Source organism: Oribacterium sp. P6A1 (assembly GCF_000702885.1).
Lineage (GTDB): Bacteria > Bacillota > Clostridia > Lachnospirales > Lachnospiraceae > Oribacterium.
On the sequence record NZ_JNKO01000036.1, the window covers coordinates 1 to 18,714 of the forward strand.

An 18,714-nucleotide genomic window follows, 5' to 3' on the forward strand; every position below is an offset into this window, starting at 1 on the left:
GATACCTCCGTTACCGGTTACATCACCACCGACAGTTACGTTTACAGAAGAACTATCTCCATAGGTATTTGTGGTTAATGCAGAACCAAATTCAGAAGTATTGGAAACATTACCAGTGACATTTATATTTGTGTTACCGGATCCAGACGCGTAGATGCCTCCGTTACCGGTAACATTACCACCGACAGTTACGCTTACAGAACTATCAGTGCTGGTAGATGCGTTTAAGGCAGAGAAGTCATTGTATCCGGAATTTTTAGTGGTTGTTGCCGAAACATCACCGCCAACAGTTACGTTTACAGATGATTTCTCATCAATAGCGTTTGCTGAGATACCTGAAGAGCCGCCCGATGATGAGACGGTAAGATCATCTCCGATTTTAACGTTGACAGTTGCTCCGGAACCAGCCGTAGCACTAACACCGGTGGCGGTATAGCCGGATGTGGTTGCCGAAACATCATCACCAACGGTAACGTTCGTAGTTGATCCTGTGCCGCTTGCAGATACATTTAGTCCAGTTGCAGAAGAATCGCCCTTGGTTACTGTAGCCGAGACACTCATTTCGGCATTGACAGTTGTAGAGGATCCCTTAGTGGAATTAGCCTGAATACCGTAAGAAGAGCCATCAACTGAACTTGCAGACACCTCACCGCCTACAGAAACATCTGAAGAGCCTCCGGTTTCTGAAGTAGCACGTATACCTGTAGTAGAACCCTTTTCTGCACTTGCAGATACCTCACCGCCTACAGTTACTGATGTTGAGGAATTCGTATCAGAAGATTTCGCTTCAACACCTGTTGCACTTCCGGAAGTATTTGTAGCTTTTGCATCTTCGGTAACTGTAACTTTGGCACTGTGACCATCTCCACTGGTTGCAGAAACTGCAGGGTCACTATCATGTGATGTGACATTTTCCGTTACTGTTTGGGATTTATCTTCTTTCTTGGCTGTAACTTCGACATTATTATCTATTACAGCTATAGATGATTCTTGATTTGCCATAGCTATCATCCCTGAATTCAAGCATCATGGATGCCGCAATTATCACCGCCAACATCTTTTTTGTTCTACATAAGTTCCTTCTTTTCAAAGTAAACCTCCTTTTCGTGTTCCATCACTTAATAATTCACGCTCTTATCGAGACATGAGTGTTCAGCAGCGCACTACATACTAATGTGTGTCAGCGCTGAGACCAGAGTGGTAAATACTGTTGGCACCCATGTCATAAGATATCTACTTTAAAGAGTCGGCAAATACATATATCTATATTGGTAGCAAGCAATATTTTAGGGGTTTTTTAAGAATTAGAAATTAAGAGTGCAAAGCACGAAAGTACGCGAAGCAGCCCTAGATCAGCTTTCTCTCCAGAACTTTACTGCTTCCTCAAGCCAGCCTTCAACCGGAAGTCCGTTTCCCAGGCCGAAGCTGTGACCGCCCCTGGTGCCGATTTTTGTAATATGCGGAACATTAAGTCCGGTGAGGCAGCGGTCCATCAGTCTGCTGTTTGACACCGGAACAGTCCCATCATCTTCATTTGCAACGATATAGGTCTTCGGGAAATCAGAGCCGATGTGAGATGGAAGAGCAAAGGGTGCCAATGTTTCTTCCGTGAAGCACGGACCACCCACCCGCCTTAGGAAAGTCGCGATGCTCTCTCTTCCCGGATGACCATCAGGAAGGCTACTGTAAATTCCATAGAATTCTTTCATGGATACTGCGGTGTAGCCAAGGAATATGGCCTGAGGTTTTGGGATACCGTTTACCTTATAACCGAAGTTTTCGGAACCTATCTCTCCGGCAAGAGTGGCACCTGCGGAGAATCCGCCTATCATATACTCACCGGGGATGATGTTGTAAGACTTGTGGTTCCTTTCTATATCCTTTATGGCGTTCACCATATCCAGAATGGCAAGAGGAAGGACTGGCTCCTGTTTAACTCTGTAGTAAAGAACGAAGGCAGTATACCCCATGTTGTTGAGACGGGCTGCTATTGCCTGACCCTCGATGAAACCCCACTGACGGTTGAAGGCGCCGCCCGGGATCACTATCACATATGGGGAGGGTACGGAATTCTGTGTCTTTGCAGGGAAGTCAACTACCACGCACCTAAAGGTACGTGGCTTGCGACTCCCCTGTAGTTCGTTGCAATAACTCCTACATTTTGTCGGTGTAATTTCCGTGGGGTCGCATCATGGGACGGTTGACACCGCCCCTTACGGCAAAGATTTACTCTGCCGTAACTGTATCAGGTACTTGACTATCTTCGAGATAGTTTATTCCCATGCGGTACAGATTCATAGCTCCAATGCGGTCATCGTTAGATTTATAGCCACAGTTCTTACAAGTAAACAGATGCATCTTCTTATCACGATTGGCTTTTTCAACGTGTCCACATACAGGACAGCACTGGCTCGTATAACGAGGGTCAACCTTAATAACAGTAGACTGATTCTGTTTAGCCTTATAGATAAGTTTCTGTTCAAGGTCATAGAAAGACCATGATACAGAAACATAGCGGTCTTTAGTCCTGACACGTTCTGTGGCATTACGGACACCTGACAAATCTTCAAGAACAAAGAGCGAATGCTTCGGATTGGATTCAACGAGTGCCTTTGATACCTGGTGGTTAACATCCTGCATCCAACGGTTTTCTCGCTGACCGATAGCTTTGAGTCTACGTCTTGATGATGGAGTCTGACGCATTTGGAGTTCTTTACGAAGTTTAGAATAGTGAGCGCGTTTCTGCTTAATAGACTTTCCACTTACAAAGTTTGACTTGTGCTTACTATCATAAGTGGCAACAACAAAGTTGATACCTCTATCAATACCTACAACGTTACAGATATCGGAGATATTACTTTCTTCGATATCATAAGTAACAGGGATATGTAAAAAATATTTTCCTGACTTATTTACGAGCTTGGCAGTTCCAAACTTATAGATGTAGTGGTCAAAGTATTTTGTCATGCCTTCAGCGAAATAGGGCAACTTAACACGTCCATTCAGTGTATTTACTGAAAAGCAGTTTTGCGTAAGAGAATAATCTCTGTTCCATACAAGGTCATACTGTGGCTTTTTGAAGGATGGCTTAATCCACTCTTTCTGATTTTCGAGGATGGTCTTGTATCTTGCGATGACGGTCTTAAACGCAGACTGAGCCATCTGAGATTTGAGTCCAAACTTCTCTCGGAGTGTAGAATACAGAACCTTGTTAAGTGAAAACTGTTTTAAGTCATGAGTACGGAACACATATTCAGATACAAAATTACAGGCATCAGAATAAACAGACATGGTTTTATCAAGTAGAACCTTATTGTCTGCACTAACGGATATCTGAATTTTAGCCGTGACTGTCATCTGTTCCATAATGCACCTCATTGTTATTTCACTAAATATATGATAAAATAATCATTAGTGAAAGTCAATTGCTTACAAGGAGATTTCAATGACTCAAATTAAGTACTATGGCGTAGATACAGGAATTCCGATATCTCAGAAACATATACTACGAGTAAAAGAAAATAATGGACGGTATTCTGCGGTTGTTATGGATATGCATTCTCTTACAGTAGAGCGCAGTGATTGGTGTGCCAGCATTCAAGACTTGAATAACTTTATGCATAAGTACGACATTACTCTTGTCGTGGAATAGGTCATGGACAACAAACAACCTATTATCTGTGGCAGAAATATCCAAATTTCTTATCCAAGTGTTATTGGAAACATAAGATATTTTGGTCAGATGGATATTTTGCTTGCAGTATTGGCGAAGTATCATCAGCCACTATACAAAAGTACATAGAAAGCCAGGGTTAATGGCTACGAATTTACAAGGCTCCTCCCACCGCCCAAGGGCAGTGGGTTTCCGCCTACGAAACCGAAAGGATTTTATTTATGAATAATGCTGAAGCAATGAAGCTTGGCAATGACCGGAAACATACTTTGGGATTGGGTACAAGCGGAACCCATTCCCGCGTAGGTGATAATGAGATAAAGAAAATATTACTGGAAAATGCAAAAATCCCTTTCGGCCTCAAGGACAAGATAGGCGATACGGCCTTCAGGCGAATACTTGTATTCATTTGAAGGCTAACGCGTCATCGAGTGGGGGATGAAATCCGCCCTACTCGATTTAAAATCTGATTTTCAGTTCCACCTTGACAGGCTCCTTCACGAGTTTTGCAAATGCTTCACCGTCGGAGGCTTCACCCACTATGCAGCCGTAGTGCACCGGTATGGCAACAGCTGGCTTAATCTCATTTACAAGTGCAGCGGCCTGTTGAATATCCATGGTGTAGGTTCCGCCGACAGGTACTAGAGCCACATCGCACTGTACTGCCCTGGCTTCGGGAGTTGCATCGGTATCACCGGCAATATATATCCTTCTGCCGTCTGTTTTCAGGATGTAGCCGATCCATTCATTGCTTTTTGGATGGAACTTTTTGTCGACATTGTAAGCAGGAACAGTTTCAATGCTGAGACCATCCAGGTCACAGCTCTCTCCGGGCTTCACGGTAATGATTTTTTTGACAAGTTTTGAAGCCTCTTGAGCCTTTGCTTTCATAGATTCAGGAACTATGAGAGTGGTATCCTTTCCGGCAACCTTTTCTATATCCTCAGGAGAAAAGTGATCATAGTGCTCATGAGTTACCAGGATGAAGGAAGCATCCAGAGGTGATTCCTTCATCTTGAAAGGATCTACATATATCATTCCCAGTTCACTCTTTATGCCGACACTGTTATGGCCGAAAACCACTATATTCTCTGTCATATTTACCTCCCTATGTTAAACCCTGGAACCGGATTCTCATGCAGGTTCACAGACCCGATTCAATCCATTCCTCTTCTTTAATGCCCAGAAGACCCTTCCCACCATGTATGAGCAGAAGTCTCTTTTTAATTATAATGACAGCTGTATCAAAAGTCGATATCGGACTGACCATGCTGCCCGGAAGTAACGGACTGACCATGCTGGCAGGAAGATCGAACAATATCGTTCATACAAAAAACTGCAGATACCATATCAGGTATCTGCAGTTTTTTACATGAGGGAATTACCCTCGCCTTATTTTATTTACTTTGCAGCCTCTGCAATAAGACCTACATAACCTGCTGTATCTGCAAGAGTAGCGCCGCTTATTGCATCAACGGCATCATCCTTCTCAGAAAGTGCCTTTACATCGGAGATGCTCATACCGTTTACGTGGTTCTGGATGGCATTGTAATTCTCATCGATACGGACTGTGGCATTGGCCTTCTTGTTCATAAGATCTGAGTAGTAATCCGCATTCACACGCTTTGAGAAAAGAACGTTTGAAGGATCAGCATAGCCTGCACCGAAGTTGTCGGCATCATCAGAGTTTGGTACACCCTGTACGTCAGCTGAAGAACCGAACTGGAAATCATCAATCCATGAAAGGATAACATTCTCACCATCTGTAAGAACTGCGGCAGTTGAGAAGCACTTGTTGCCGTGAGCTGCACCGATAGCCATGTTAAGCTTAAGGTCCTCGCTTGAACCGTTGAACTCTACAGCCTGTGTCTTCTGAGCAACCTTACCTGCCTCACCGATAGCTGCAAGGTAGTTTCCTGTATCGGCAAGAGTAGCACCGCTTACTGCGTCTACTGCTGTTGCATCATCCTTATATGCAAGAAGCTCTTCAAGAGTCTTACCTACTGCGAACTTCTGGATCTCATCATAGTTGTCGTTAAGACGAACTGTGCTTCCTGCCTTCTCAGCCATGTTCTTGCTGTAGTAATCAGCATTTACTCTCTTGCTGAAAAGCATCTGTCCCTCTGCAAAACCGGCACCGAAGTTGTCCTTGTCATCGCCATTTGGAACACCAGTTACGCTGTCAGCAGCGCCGAACTGATACTCATCGATGTAAGCTGCGATAACAACATCATCCTTAACAACTGCTGTAACCTGTGAGAAGCACTTGTTGCCGTGAGCTGCTGTGATTACCTGTCCCATCTGAATTCCACCCTCGACAGGAATGATCTCTGCAGGTGCTGAAACAGCAGCTGCCTTTGTCTCAGGCTCTTCTACAGGAAGTCCCATAGCGGCGGAAACTGCGTTCTTAACTGCTGTGGATGTAACTGTTGCACCTGACACGCCATCGATATCAGGACCGTTTGCAGCGATAACCTGTTCCTTCAGTGTATCAAGGGCAGCGCCGCCAACTGTTGGAGTCTCTCCCTCGCCGGTGATTACTGCATCAGTGATGGTTCCTTCCTTCACTGTAAGCTCAACAGTAACCTTGCCTCCAAAACCGTCAGCTTCACCTGTTAATGTCTCTGCCTCTGAAGCGGCTGCTTCAGTAGTGGCTGCGGCTGTTGCAGCAGCAGCTGTTGTTGACTCCGGAGCTGACTGTGATCCACATGCTGTAATTGCTAATGCTGCCAGTGCAGCAGTGGCTGTTAAAAACTGCTTTTTCATAAATATCTCCTTTTGTGCAATAAAATCACGTGCAAGTAATTCTACACAAAAGAATTGTATTTGTCCATATACATTATAGTGATAGTGCAAGCGGATGACTTAGGAAAAACCTATAATTAAAAGCTGAAATATTCATCATTTTTTTACTTTTTACAGCGCATGGAAAATTTTGAACTTATATGAATTAATCACCGGAGATTTAAGATAATATGTATAAGAAGAAAATATGGTGTATAACACGTTATGGGATCTTTGACTAAAAAAATAAATTATTTTTGTTGACATACTGTGAATTTTTGGTATTCTGAATCTCGACAGAAAAATTCTGTCTCTTATAGGCCTGTTGCAGGGATGAATATCATGAGGTGTTATCCATATTTGATAAACATCATGTATATCCTCTGTGAAAAGCTCATCGGACAGGGCCGGCCATTGCCGAAGTGGTGTTATGCCACATATTGATCGAGTTAAAAGCTCAATTTTATAAGTTGGTTACTTCATAACCGGTGTTAAAAGCACACTACTTGTGAAACGTTCAATAGGCAATCAGGCAGAGACAGATCTGAAATGATTTAAAGAATGATTACGGGCAGTGCTGCGGATGCGGTACTGCCCTTTTTAGTGCATAAGCACGTCGGGAGCGTGAGCGGAGACGTGCGCAGGACTTATGCAAACTTTAACCTAAAGGAAAGGTAATCCAATGGATCTCAGTAGACAAAAAAAAGCCCCAATATATGAAGCACTGGAGCGTTTCAGAAAACTTCACGTGGTACCTTTCGATGTCCCCGGACACAAAAGAGGACGCGGAAATCCTGAACTGGTAAAATTTTTAGGGCAGCAGTGTGTCGGCGTGGATGTTAATTCCATGAAGCCCCTGGACAATCTGTGCCATCCCATATCCATCATAAAGGAAGCTGAGGAACTGGCGGCGGATGCCTTCGGTGCGGCTCATTCATTCCTCATGGTGGGGGGCACCACCTCTGCGGTGCAGGCTATGGTCCTTACAGCATGCAAAGCGGGAGATAAGATCATCCTCCCGAGAAACGTGCATAAAAGTGCCATCAATGCCCTGGTACTCTGCGGTGCCACACCGGTCTACATCGATCCCAAGGTGGATAAGGAGCTGGGCATCCCTCTTGGCATGGAGGTAGCAGATGTAAAGAAAGCCATGGACGAGAATCCTGATGCAAAGGCGGTCCTCATTAACAACCCGACCTATTACGGCATTTGCTCGGATCTTCGCAGTATCGTTAAACTGGCACATGAACACGGAATGCTTGCCCTTGTTGACGAGGCCCACGGAACCCATTTCTACTTCAGTGACAAGCTTCCCTGCTCAGGAATGGAAGCCGGAGCCGATATGTGTTCTGTGTCAATGCATAAGTCCGGAGGAAGTCTCACCCAGAGCTCATTACTTCTTCTCGGTCCGGCTATGAACCCGGGATATGTACGACAGATCATAAACCTTACACAGACCACCAGCGGTTCCTATCTTCTTATGGCCAGTCTCGATCTATCCAGACGGAATCTTGCACTTCGAGGAAAGGAATCCTTTGAGAAGGTGGCCCGTATGGCTCAGTATGCAAGAGATGAGATCAATGCCATCGGAGGCTTCTATGCCTATGGACGGGAACTCATAAACGGCGGAAGTGTATATGATTTTGATGTTACTAAGCTTGCGGTGCTTACACATAAGATAGGTCTTGCGGGAATCGAGGTTTACGACCTTCTTCGTGACGAGTATGACATACAGATGGAATTCGGAGACATTAGCAACATCCTTGCATACATCTCCATCGGCGATTCCATCCAGGATATAGAGAGGCTTGTGGGAGCCCTTGCAGATATTTACAGACTTTACTCAAAGCCTGAGAAGAAGCTGTTTTCTGCGGAATATATCTCACCTCAAGTGGTCACCACTCCACAGACTGCATTTTATGCGGAAAAGGAGTCCCTGCCCATAAAGGATTGCGCGGGACGTGTCTGCGGAGAGTCGGTTATGTGCTATCCGCCGGGAATCCCCATCCTTGCACCGGGTGAGGTCATCACAAAGGAAATAATCGAGTATATCAGCTTTGCAAAGGAAAAGGGATGTTCCATGCAGGGACCCGAAAGCGATGATATATCACATCTGAATGTATTGAAGATATAGATGAGACATCTCATAGGAGTATTTTCAAGATATATAAGGAGAGACATATGCGAATTATATTCAGGTATGCTCTATGGAGGTAATAAATGGAATTCTGGTTCGAAGAGCTTCACACGGATAATGTAAAAATGTCTATCCGGGTGGACAGGCAGTTATTTTCCGGTGAAAGTGAATATCAGCGCATCGATGTTTTCCATTCTCCGGAATTCGGTCGATTCCTGGTGTCAAACGGAAGCGTCATATTTTCTGAGGCAGACGAGTTTGTATATGATGAAATGATCGTTCATGTCCCTATGGCGGTTCATCCGGGAGTAAAGAAGGTGCTGGTCATAGGCGGAGGTGACGGCGGGGTTGCCAGAGAGCTTTCCCGCTATCCGGAGATCGAAGAAATAGACGTGGTGGAAGAGGATCAGCTCTTCATCGATGTCTGCAAGGAGTGGTTTCCTGACAATGCCTGCGGACTTGAGGATCCCCGGGTAAAGATCTACAACGAGAATGGTCTCAGATTTTTACGTTCAAGACAGGATCAGTACGATCTCATCATTAACGATTGTACAGATCCTCTGGGACATACCGCAGGAATGTTCACAAAGGAGTTCTACGGAAACTGTTACCGTGCCCTTCATGAGGACGGCATCATGGTTTATCAGCACGGAAGCCCCTTCTTTGATGTTGACGAGGAAGCCTGCCGTGCCATGCACAGAAAGGCCTTCCGCAGTTTCCCCATAAACCGTGTGTATCAGGCACACATCCCCACCTGTCCGGCAGGTTACTGGCTTTTCGGTTTTGCCAGCAAAAAGTACCATCCTTTGAAGAATTTCGATGCAAAGAGATGGAACGAGAGAAACATTAAAACCTGGTACTATACCACAAATATGCATGGCGGCTCCTTCATGCTGCCGCGTTACGTAGAAGATCTTTTACTTGAGGAGGAAGAAAGTTTATGAGCAGATTACTTGTTATCGGATGTGGCGGTGTTGCACAGGTTGCGATCCGCAAATGCTGTCAGAACAGCGACATTTTCACAGAGCTTTGCATCGCAAGCAGAACAAAGTCAAAGTGTGATGAGCTGAAGGAGAAGCTCGAGGGAAAGACCAGAACAGCAGTGACCACCGCAGAGCTTGATGCGGACAATGTTTCTGCCGTAAAGGCACTCATAGAGTCCTACAAGCCGGATGTGGTACTGAATGTTGCCCTTCCTTATCAGGATCTCACCATCATGGATGCCTGCCTTGAGTGCGGTGTTCACTATGTTGATACAGCAAACTACGAGCCTGAGGATACAGATGATCCTGAGTGGAGAAAGATCTATGAGAAGCGCTGCAAGGAGCTGGGATTCTCAGCATACTTTGATTATTCATGGCAGTGGGCTTACGATCAGCGCTTCAAGGATGCAGGTCTCACAGCACTTCTCGGAACAGGCTTCGATCCCGGTGTAACAAGCGTATTTACAGCTTATGCTCAGAAGCACTATTTCGATGAGATCCACACTATTGACATCCTTGACTGTAACGGCGGTGACCATGGATATCCTTTCGCCACAAACTTCAATCCTGAGGTGAATCTTCGTGAGGTAAGTGCGCCGGGAAGCTACTGGGAGGACGGTCACTGGGTAGAGATTCCTGCCATGTCCATCAAGCGTGAATACAACTTCCCTGAGGTTGGTGAGAAGGATATGTATCTTCTTCATCATGAGGAGATCGAGGCTCTTGCAAAGAACATTCCCGGAGTTAAGCGTATCCGTTTCTTCATGACCTTCGGACAGAGTTATCTTACCCATATGAAGTGTCTTGAGAACGTGGGCATGCTTTCCACAAGTCCTGTTGACTTCAACGGTCAGAAGATCGTTCCTATCCAGTTCCTGAAGGCCCTGCTTCCGGATCCTGCTTCCCTCGGACCGAGAACAGTGGGAAAGACAAACATTGGATGTATCTTTACAGGAATAAAAGATGGAAAAGAGAGAACCATCTACATTTACAATGTCTGTGACCATCAGGAGTGCTACAAGGAAGTTGAGAGTCAGGCCATCAGCTATACAACAGGCGTGCCTGCCATGATCGGAACAGCACTTGTTGCAAGCGGCGTCTGGAACAAGCGCGGCGCTCTTACTACAGATGAATTCGATCCGGATCCATACATGGATATGCTTAACAAATTCGGTCTTCCATGGGTAGTTGACGAGAATCCGGTAACAGTAGAGTAAAAGAAGAAACAGGTTTAAAAATTGAACATACAGGATTTAAAAACACCGGTCTATGTGGTGGATGAGAAGGCCATCATACGAAACCTCGAGATACTTAGGGATGTGGAAAGATCTACGGGCTGTCATATACTTTTAGCGCAGAAAGCATTCTCCATGTTCAGGATCTATCCTCTCATTTCACAGTACATTTCAGGCGCAACTGCCAGCGGGCTTTTTGAAGCAAGACTGGCTCATGAGGAGATGAAGGGGGAGAATCATGTATTCTGTCCGGCCTATACAGAGGAAGAAATGACTGAGATCTGCAGAATCTGCGATCATATAAGTTTTAATTCTCTTAGGCAGCTGGAGCTTCATCGGCCTATATGGGAAAAGGCTCAGGTGAGTGTTGGTCTCCGCATAAACCCTGAGTTCTCGACTCAGGAGGGACATGAAATCTATGATCCCTGTGCGCCCGGGTCACGTCTCGGAATAAGAGAGAAGGATATGCCGGAGCATTTGCCGAAGGGTGTGGAAGGTATACATTTCCATACTCTTTGTGAACAGGATGCGGCGCCTCTCGCCGATACTGCAGCCTACGTGGAGGAGCACTTCGGCACATATCTTCATGAGGCAAAATGGATAAACCTGGGGGGCGGACATCACATCACAAGACCGGGATATGATATAGAGCTTCTTAAGAAGACCATAGTTCATCTTAAAGAGACTTACCATGTGGAAGTGTATCTGGAGCCCGGTGAGGCCATCGCCCTTAATGCAGGTTACCTCTGTACAAAGGTTCTCGATATAGTGGAGAATACCCTTCCCATACTTATCCTTGATGCTTCCGCAGCCTGTCACATGCCGGATGTTCTGGAAATGCCGTATCGTCCGCCTCTTAAGGATGCAGGGGAGCCAGGAGAAAAGGCATGCACCTGCCGTCTCGGGGCACGAACCTGTCTTGCAGGGGATGTCATAGGAGATTACAGTTTTGACAAGGCTCCTGAAATCGGGGATATCCTCACCTTCGAGGATATGGCCATTTACTCCATGGTCAAGAACAACACCTTTAACGGCATGCCTCTTCCGGATATTGCTTTACTGCATGAGGACGGAACTGTGGAGACAGTCAGAAGCTTCGGCTATGAGGATTTCAGGAACAGGCTTTCGTGAGGCAGAATAAAGACGGAAGTGTCAAAGGCTGTTTCGCGCTTTTAAGCAGGTAAAAGTTGAGCAGGACTTATGACACTCATATCAGATATACAGAGGTGACAGATCAGATGATTTTAAATCAGTCAAAGCCATCAGCCGATGGTTTTTATATGCCGGCAGAGTATGCAATGCATGAGGGTACACTTCTTGTGTGGCCGGTGCGTCCCGGCAGCTGGGGCAGGGACCCTGAGAGTGCACAGGATGCGTTTTGTGCCATCGCAAAAGCTCTTTCAGAGCACGAAAAGGTCTGGTTCCTTGCTGACAGTGAGCATCTTCAGGAGGCAAGGGAGAGACTCAGAGATATGGCGGAAGTGGTTGAGATCCCGACTGACGATGCCTGGGCCAGAGACATTGGCCCCACCTTCGTGACGAACGGCACAGAAATCCGGGGAATAAACTGGAAGTTCAATGCCTGGGGCGGTGACGTGGACGGTCTGTACATGAGCTTCGATAAGGATGATGCAGCAGCAGTTGCCTTTTGTGAGCATGTAAAGAAGGACGTCTACGATTTTGGTGATTTCGTTCTGGAGGGAGGCTCCATTCACACTGACGGAGAGGGAACTCTTCTTGTGACAGAGACCTGTCTTCTCAGCAAAGGACGAAATCCTCAGCTTAAGAGAGAAGAAATCGAGGAGCGCCTCAAGGATGCGCTGGGCATAAAAAAGGTACTGTGGCTTCCCTTCGGAATCTACAACGACGAGACCAATGAGCATGTAGATAATGTCTGTGCGTTCATCGCTCCCGGCGAGGTTGTGCTGGCGTGGACCGATGACAAAGAGGATCCACAGTATGCCATGTCTCTGGCGGATCTTGATTATCTCACTTCCGTGACTGATGCTAAGGGACGTAGGCTGAAGGTACATAAGCTTCCCATACCGGATCATCCGGTGCTGGTGAAGGAGCAGGATCTCGAGAATCTCGTTTTCGAAGAGGGCGAGGACAACCGTGAAGCGGGTGAAAGGCTGGCAGCCAGCTATGTGAATTTTTATTTTGGAAACGGTGTTGTTCTGGTGCCTCAGTTCGGAGGTGAGAACAGAAAAAGTGATGAAAGAGCCCTCAGGATACTGAAGGATCTTTGTCCTGACAGAGAGGTGCTTGGGATAGATTCCATGGCCATACTTCTGGGGGGCGGAAACATTCACTGTATCACGCAGCAGGTGCCGCGTCCATGACATTTCCCGGGGCGAAAGGCTCTGTGATGAAAGACATGTCGCAGGGAGCTTTACACGCAGTAGATTTTAGTGGTGATTTTATACTGTACCCATAACAGTGGACACGAAAGATGTCAGGCACCCACAGTAATGGACACATTTTAAGAGAGGGAATACAAGATGAGTTATGTTACAGTTGCAGCTGTACAGATGAGCTGCACTAACGATCCAAAGGAAAATATAGCACATGCCGAAAAGCTTGTTCGTGAAGCGGCTCAGAAGGGTGCCAGGGTCATCCTTCTCCCGGAACTTTTTGAGAGGCAGTACTTCTGTCAGGAAAGAAGATATGAGTATTACAGCTTTGCGACCGATGTGGAGTCAAATCCGGCGGTTAATCATTTCAGAAAGATCGCAGCAGAGTTAGAGCTGGTCATCCCAATAAGCTTCTATGAGCAGGATGAGCTGCTTCTTTTCAACAGTATAGCAATGATAGATGCTGACGGATCAGTTCTTGGGGTATACAGAAAGACTCATATCCCCGATGATCATTACTATCAGGAGAAGTTCTATTTCACTCCCGGCGATTCAGGCTTCAAGGTATGGAAGACAAGATACGGAAATATCGGAGTGGGAATATGCTGGGATCAGTGGTTCCCCGAGGCTGCCAGATGTATGGCTTTAATGGGTGCGGATATGCTCCTTTACCCTACCGCCATCGGCAGTGAGCCTATTCTTAATGTAGACAGTTCTGGGCATTGGCAGAGGGTCATGCAGGGACATGCCGCTGCCAATGTTATTCCCGTGATTGCTGCAAACCGCTATGGCACAGAGACAGTGGAGCCTTGTGATGCTAACGGCAATCAGTCATCAAGCCTGTGCTTCTATGGAAAGAGCTTTATAACCGATCCGACGGGAGAAATCATTTCGCAGGCTGAAAGAGAAGGCGACGCCATACTCACAGCGGAATTCGATCTTTCCGGGATAAGGGAAGACAGGCTCTCATGGGGACTTTTCAGGGACAGAAGACCTGAGTGCTACAGGGCGATTTCAGAAAGAAAATGATGTTCAGTGGACAACAGCCTTCGATTTTTAATCGAAGGCTGTTGTGCTGCGCATAATAAAAACCAGGCTCCGGTGTCCAGTCCTGCGGCAGCCAGTCTCATGAGATCATCTGACGGCACAAATACTTATGTAAAGCGTTTTTTCACACTATTCCTCAAGCCATAATCAGCCATGGTTACTACTTTCCTATGTTTGGTATTTTTTGTCGAGACTTCCCATTATAGTTACTTTTTATCTTAAAGTCTCATAATTCATTATCACCAAAGGAGATGTTGCCGACTTTTTTATGCATAGGCAACAATTTAAGAGATCATAAGGCTTGGGAGGATTGATACTATGACAGCAATCGGCAACACGTTTTTCTTTCAATGGGAAGTCACACTGATGGAGTGGCTGCAGGCTAACCTCGGCAGCGCGGCGATTTCTATGATGTCATTCTTCTCCTTGTTTGGAGAAGAACTGCCTCTTATTCTGATCGTAGGGTTTATATACTGGAGTTATGACAAAAAGCTGGGCAGAAGGATGGGACTGAGCGCCATCATGGGACTGACCTGGAGCACCATGATAAAAAATCTTGTTCTGAGACGCAGACCTTACTTCGATCATGAGAACATTAAAATTCTGCGCATTGTGGAACCGCACGGAGACATCTACGATATCTCAACCCAGGGATATTCTTTTCCCAGTGCCCATTCAACCAACGCGGTAACGGTATTCGGATCGCTGGCAACCAACCTCAGGAAACGGTGGATAGTGATCCTGGCAATCATTTTACCGTTGCTCACAGGCATTTCGCGTTTTGTGGTCGGAGCACATTATCCTACGGATGTAATGGCGGGATGGCTGCTGGGCTTAACCAGTGTTACGGTGGTCAATATGCTTCAGGAGCGTGTAAAGAGCACGATCACACTGTATGGCATCCTGCTGATCATCGCCCTTCCGGGCTTTTTTTACTGCAGGACTGAAGATTACTTCACATCCATGGGTCTGATGATCGGCTTCATGGGAGGCACACTTCTGGATGATCGCTTTGTGCATTTTGAAAATACGGAAAAGCTTCTCTTCAGGGTTCTGCGTGTGCTTGGCGGACTGGTTGTCTATTGGGTGTTGAATACCCTGCTCAAGCTGCCGTTTTCCAAGGAATTTCTTTCCGATGGAAGCACAGCGGCGCTGGTGATACGCTTTGCGCGATATGCCATAGTTTCTGTTGTGGCCTTTGGTGTCTACCCTATGGTGTTCAGATTTGAAAAATCGCAGCAGACCGGTAAGGCTGCCTGAAAGAGGAATAACCATAGCCGGATTAAGTATCTATGCAATGAGCATACCATACTTCGGGAAGATTTCCGGATTTATGATACTTACCGATAGGGTGGTGACATGAGTCACCACCCTATTTCGTATATGTCGTCCATCTTCAGTATCTGCCCGTCTTCCATGAGGATCTTTCGTTCCAAGATATCGATCTTTTTCACGTAACCCTTAGTGGTCACATATTCTCCTCCGGCTTTTTTTTCATCTTTTTTAAACCAGGTGATACAGAGCTCCTGTTCTGATAAATGGTCTTTTAACTCCTGCAGCTGCCGGTCTAAAAGTTCCTTTTGAGATTCACTCAGAATCATCTTCTCAGATACCTGTCTTCCGGTTTCCTCGATTGCTTCTTCGTAGCCGGTTAAAGCTGCAAAAGGTGCAAACTGGGCTGCTCTGTTATAAAGAGACATCCGTTTATGTTTAAGTGAGTCGGGATGCTGCAGATCTATGATGTCCCCGTACTTCGTCATCACATCTGTATTATGGCCGTACAGTTCATGATTTTTTATTCCATGTACGTTGTGCCACTCCGGTTTGTCTTTCACGTATATTCCTCGTTTAACATTTAAATTATGATGTGAGTGTCAAAAGTAGATATAGAATCGTTTCGCGCTTTGCGCTCTCACGATTCTCCCACATTCCGCACTTCCAGGCCGCAAAAAGCGTCCTTACGTGCTCCATGTGGGGCGTGTCATGAAGTATCTTTCCCACTTTTGTGCGAGCACAAATGGGAAAGATACTTCATGACACTTATATCATATAATAAGCTTAAGGGCGTGATTTCAGATATCTCAAAAGCTGTGTTCCGGTTATGAGGGTTTAGTCTAAGCTTTATGCCCTCCGATTTGTTCATTCCGGCTCCTCATAGTTGCACCATCCAGCATATTCATACCTTTCAGAACAGCGTTTTTTCCGAATTTCTGTTTGATTGAGAGAGCAGCTTCCTGCAGCTTTCGGTCTCTTTTTTTAACCCTTTTTATAGCTTTTCGTTCTTTTTCTTTTTTTTCGTAATCGGTAAAGAGGTCCATCTGTTCCCATGAACCCTCCATATTCCCGAAGGTTACTGTCTTGTCCTCCTCTTTTTCATCCTTTACCCTTCCGGCAACTATATTGATTCGTCTAACCAGAAGATCGGGATTTACTATCTGATCGAAGAGTCTGAGGCAGGCTCCGGTGATTAATCTGGTTGAGGATGTCATCTCCTGAAGTGATATGGTGCCATGGGCGTGCTTCGGAACCATCCGTCCCAGATAATCCACAACTACCGGTCCGTGGTACAGCTTGCTTATAACAGGATCAGTGAGATTGTCGATATCATATCCTATAGTGAGCACCAGCTGATCTGTCACCAGATGCTTTTCCACCAGATCAAGAGACAGCTGATCTGCCATCTCTTTTACTACCAGACGGGTCTTTTCAAAATCATAGGCACAGTGAAGTACCTGCCCCGATCCCATACTGCTGTTTTCAGGTTTATAAGCTTTCACATCCTTCATCCTGCAGGGTTCATATCCCCAGGCATGGTCTATGATAAGCTCCGCATTTATACCGAAGCTTTTATATAAAAGCTCCTCATTATCCAATGAACATCTGGCAATGTCACCCATGGTATAAAGTCCGAGACTCTCAAGCTTTCTTGCGTATCCGATCCCGACTCTCCAAAAATCGGTAAGGGGTCTGTGATTCCAGAGGAGCTGTCTGTAGCTCCGCTCATCTATCATGGCGATGCGTACTCCGTCTTTATTGGCCGGAATATGCTTGGCCACGATATCCATGGCAATCTTTGCAAGATACATGTTGGTGCCGATACCTGCCGTTGCGGTGATTCCTGTATCCACTATGATTTCATGAATCATATCTGATGCCATCTTTTCGGCCACAGCAGCTTTTGACCCTGTATCCGTTTTCTGATTTTGTGCATAGGCTTTAAGATAGGTTGTGACATCCATAAAGACCTCATCAATGGAATACACATGTATATCCTCCGGCGCAACATACCTAAGATAAATGTCATAGATTTTTGTGCTGATATCTATATATCTGGCCATCTGAGGAGGCGCTGCTATATAATCCAGCTCCAAAAAAGGGTCTTCCTTTAATTTCTCGGCATCGCAGGATTTTCCTGTGAATTCCCGGCCGTGAATCTTTCTCCGGCGTTCGGCGTTTATAGCTTTGACTTTTTCTACGACCTGAAAAAGTCTGGCACGTCCCGGTATTCCGTAAGCTTTCAGGGAAGGAGTCACTGCGAGACATATGGTTTTTTCTGTTCGGCTGACATCCGCCACCACCAGATTTGTGGTCAGTGGATCAAGATCTCTTTCAAAGCACTCCACAGAGGCATAAAAAGACTTAAGATCTATACATATGTAGTATCTGTCATTCTGAGTAGCATCCATAACAGCCTCCGTTAATGCTTGCATGTGTGTTACTGATGTACTATAACATAAAACAAGTGTTTTATCAAATGATACAATGGCACTTTTTGCGAGATGGTTCGACCAAAAAATAATCGCGGACATAAGCTCCATGTCACATTAAAATGTTTCGATATGACTTTAATGTGATGAGCAGTATGCACAGGAATGAGTGCGGCGATGCTATCGGTTAGTGGCAGTTACCTATGACACTCACATCATATTACTGTCATGCTGTTTATTTTCCTGCTCTCGGGAGCATTCAGCGGGATAGCGGGAAAAGCCGGAGGGGCACTCAGTACAGCCAACATGCTCCTCAATATCATCCCCCCGAAATTTGCGGCAGCAGGACTGTTTATTATCGCATGTCTCATATCGATGGCTATGGGAACAATGGTTACAGTACTTCCGGGAATACTGAAGGCGGTTCAGGCAGCTCAGGTGATGCAAGCGGAAACGGTGCCGGAAACAGCCAGGACACAGCAGACAGTGGAAACACAGCCGGTGGATCAGGCGATTCATCAGGCAATAATGAAAAAGCTTCAGGAGATTCATCTGGAAACAATAAATCAGACAATGAGGATGATGTTAATTCCGGTGATAAAAAGGATTCAGATTCCGAAAATGAAAATACCGATAAGGATAATACAGATTCCGATTCAAACATAGATGAAGGACAGGTATCTGATGAGTCTGAGAACACGGAGGAAAAATCCGATGAAGATGAAGTTGTCGAAGGAGAAACCGAGGACAAAACAACAGAGGCAGAAGAAGTAAAGGAAAGCGAAACAGAACCG

Annotated in this window: 15 protein-coding genes and 2 pseudogenes; 10 read left to right on the forward strand and 7 right to left on the reverse strand. The window is 45.7% G+C overall.

Translation table 11 applies throughout. The features are described 5' to 3' along the window. The 3 genes from T515_RS14250 to T515_RS14260 form a co-directional block, all read right to left on the reverse strand. On the reverse strand, positions 1-1,002 hold a 1,002-nt coding region (locus T515_RS14250), incomplete at its 3' end, for a hypothetical protein (RefSeq protein WP_036612611.1). A 350-nt stretch (positions 1,003-1,352) separates the two neighbouring features. Next, the gene (locus tag T515_RS14255; RefSeq protein ID WP_051671778.1) at positions 1,353-2,102 is read right to left on the reverse strand and encodes an alpha/beta hydrolase; all 750 of its coding nucleotides are present in this window, start codon (positions 2,100-2,102) and stop codon (positions 1,353-1,355) included. A 124-nt stretch (positions 2,103-2,226) separates the two neighbouring features. Further along, the gene (locus T515_RS14260; protein WP_036612613.1) at positions 2,227-3,366 is read right to left on the reverse strand and encodes an RNA-guided endonuclease TnpB family protein; all 1,140 of its coding nucleotides are present in this window, start codon (positions 3,364-3,366) and stop codon (positions 2,227-2,229) included. 294 nt (positions 3,367-3,660) lie between these two features. On the opposite strand from T515_RS14260, the pseudogene T515_RS18505 reads away from it, so the two are divergent. Together T515_RS18505 and T515_RS14270 are read left to right on the forward strand one after the other, a co-directional pair. Further along, positions 3,661-3,816: pseudogene (locus tag T515_RS18505) on the forward strand (transposase); the annotation flags it as partial. A 78-nt stretch (positions 3,817-3,894) separates the two neighbouring features. Further along, positions 3,895-4,086 carry a hypothetical protein gene (locus T515_RS14270; protein ID WP_036612619.1) on the forward strand — a complete coding sequence of 64 codons (192 nt, stop codon included), beginning with the start codon at positions 3,895-3,897 and terminating at the stop codon, positions 4,084-4,086. A gap of 46 nt (positions 4,087-4,132) precedes the next feature. Here T515_RS14270 and T515_RS14275 read toward each other — a convergent pair whose 3' ends face one another. Both T515_RS14275 and T515_RS14280 read right to left on the reverse strand, forming a co-directional pair. Then, positions 4,133-4,771: an MBL fold metallo-hydrolase gene (locus T515_RS14275; RefSeq protein WP_036612622.1), complete on the reverse strand. Its 639-nt coding sequence runs from the start codon at positions 4,769-4,771 to the stop codon at positions 4,133-4,135. A 303-nt stretch (positions 4,772-5,074) separates the two neighbouring features. Next, entirely contained in the window at positions 5,075-6,439 is a 1,365-nt protein-coding gene (locus tag T515_RS14280) for an FMN-binding protein (RefSeq protein ID WP_036612624.1), read from the reverse strand. A gap of 700 nt (positions 6,440-7,139) precedes the next feature. Here T515_RS14280 and T515_RS14285 point away from each other — a divergent pair. The 7 genes from T515_RS14285 to T515_RS14315 all read left to right on the forward strand — a co-directional run bounded on the left by T515_RS14285 (position 7,140) and on the right by T515_RS14315 (position 15,473). Next, entirely contained in the window at positions 7,140-8,591 is a 1,452-nt protein-coding gene (locus tag T515_RS14285; RefSeq protein WP_036612626.1) for an aminotransferase class I/II-fold pyridoxal phosphate-dependent enzyme, read from the forward strand. Positions 8,592-8,677: 86 nt separating this feature from the next. Next, positions 8,678-9,538, forward strand: a complete 861-nt coding sequence (gene speE, locus T515_RS14290; RefSeq protein ID WP_036612628.1) for a polyamine aminopropyltransferase — start codon at positions 8,678-8,680, stop codon at positions 9,536-9,538. Further along, the gene (locus tag T515_RS14295; RefSeq protein WP_036612630.1) at positions 9,535-10,794 is read left to right on the forward strand and encodes a saccharopine dehydrogenase family protein; all 1,260 of its coding nucleotides are present in this window, start codon (positions 9,535-9,537) and stop codon (positions 10,792-10,794) included. The genes speE and T515_RS14295 overlap by 4 nt, the downstream gene beginning before the upstream one ends. Positions 10,795-10,815: 21 nt before the next feature. Then, the gene (gene nspC, locus T515_RS14300) at positions 10,816-11,943 is read left to right on the forward strand and encodes a carboxynorspermidine decarboxylase (protein ID WP_036612631.1); all 1,128 of its coding nucleotides are present in this window, start codon (positions 10,816-10,818) and stop codon (positions 11,941-11,943) included. A 107-nt stretch (positions 11,944-12,050) separates the two neighbouring features. Further along, entirely contained in the window at positions 12,051-13,154 is a 1,104-nt protein-coding gene (gene aguA, locus T515_RS14305) for an agmatine deiminase (protein WP_155988389.1), read from the forward strand. 159 nt (positions 13,155-13,313) lie between these two features. Then, entirely contained in the window at positions 13,314-14,195 is an 882-nt protein-coding gene (aguB, locus tag T515_RS14310; RefSeq protein WP_036612634.1) for an N-carbamoylputrescine amidase, read from the forward strand. 336 nt (positions 14,196-14,531) lie between these two features. Then, a complete protein-coding gene (locus tag T515_RS14315) occupies positions 14,532-15,473 on the forward strand; it encodes a phosphatase PAP2 family protein (protein WP_036612637.1) in 942 nt (313 codons plus the stop codon). Between the two features lie 104 nt (positions 15,474-15,577). On the opposite strand, the gene T515_RS14320 is transcribed toward T515_RS14315, so the two are convergent. Next, positions 15,578-16,048, reverse strand: a complete 471-nt coding sequence (locus T515_RS14320; RefSeq protein ID WP_242839393.1) for a YolD-like family protein — start codon at positions 16,046-16,048, stop codon at positions 15,578-15,580. A 279-nt stretch (positions 16,049-16,327) separates the two neighbouring features. Further along, positions 16,328-17,899 (reverse strand): Y-family DNA polymerase, encoded by a 1,572-nt coding sequence (locus T515_RS14325; RefSeq protein ID WP_036612640.1) that lies wholly within the window; start codon positions 17,897-17,899, stop codon positions 16,328-16,330. 383 nt (positions 17,900-18,282) lie between these two features. Between T515_RS14325 and T515_RS14330 the strand changes: the two are divergent. Further along, positions 18,283-18,714, forward strand: a pseudogene (locus tag T515_RS14330) (hypothetical protein); the annotation flags it as partial.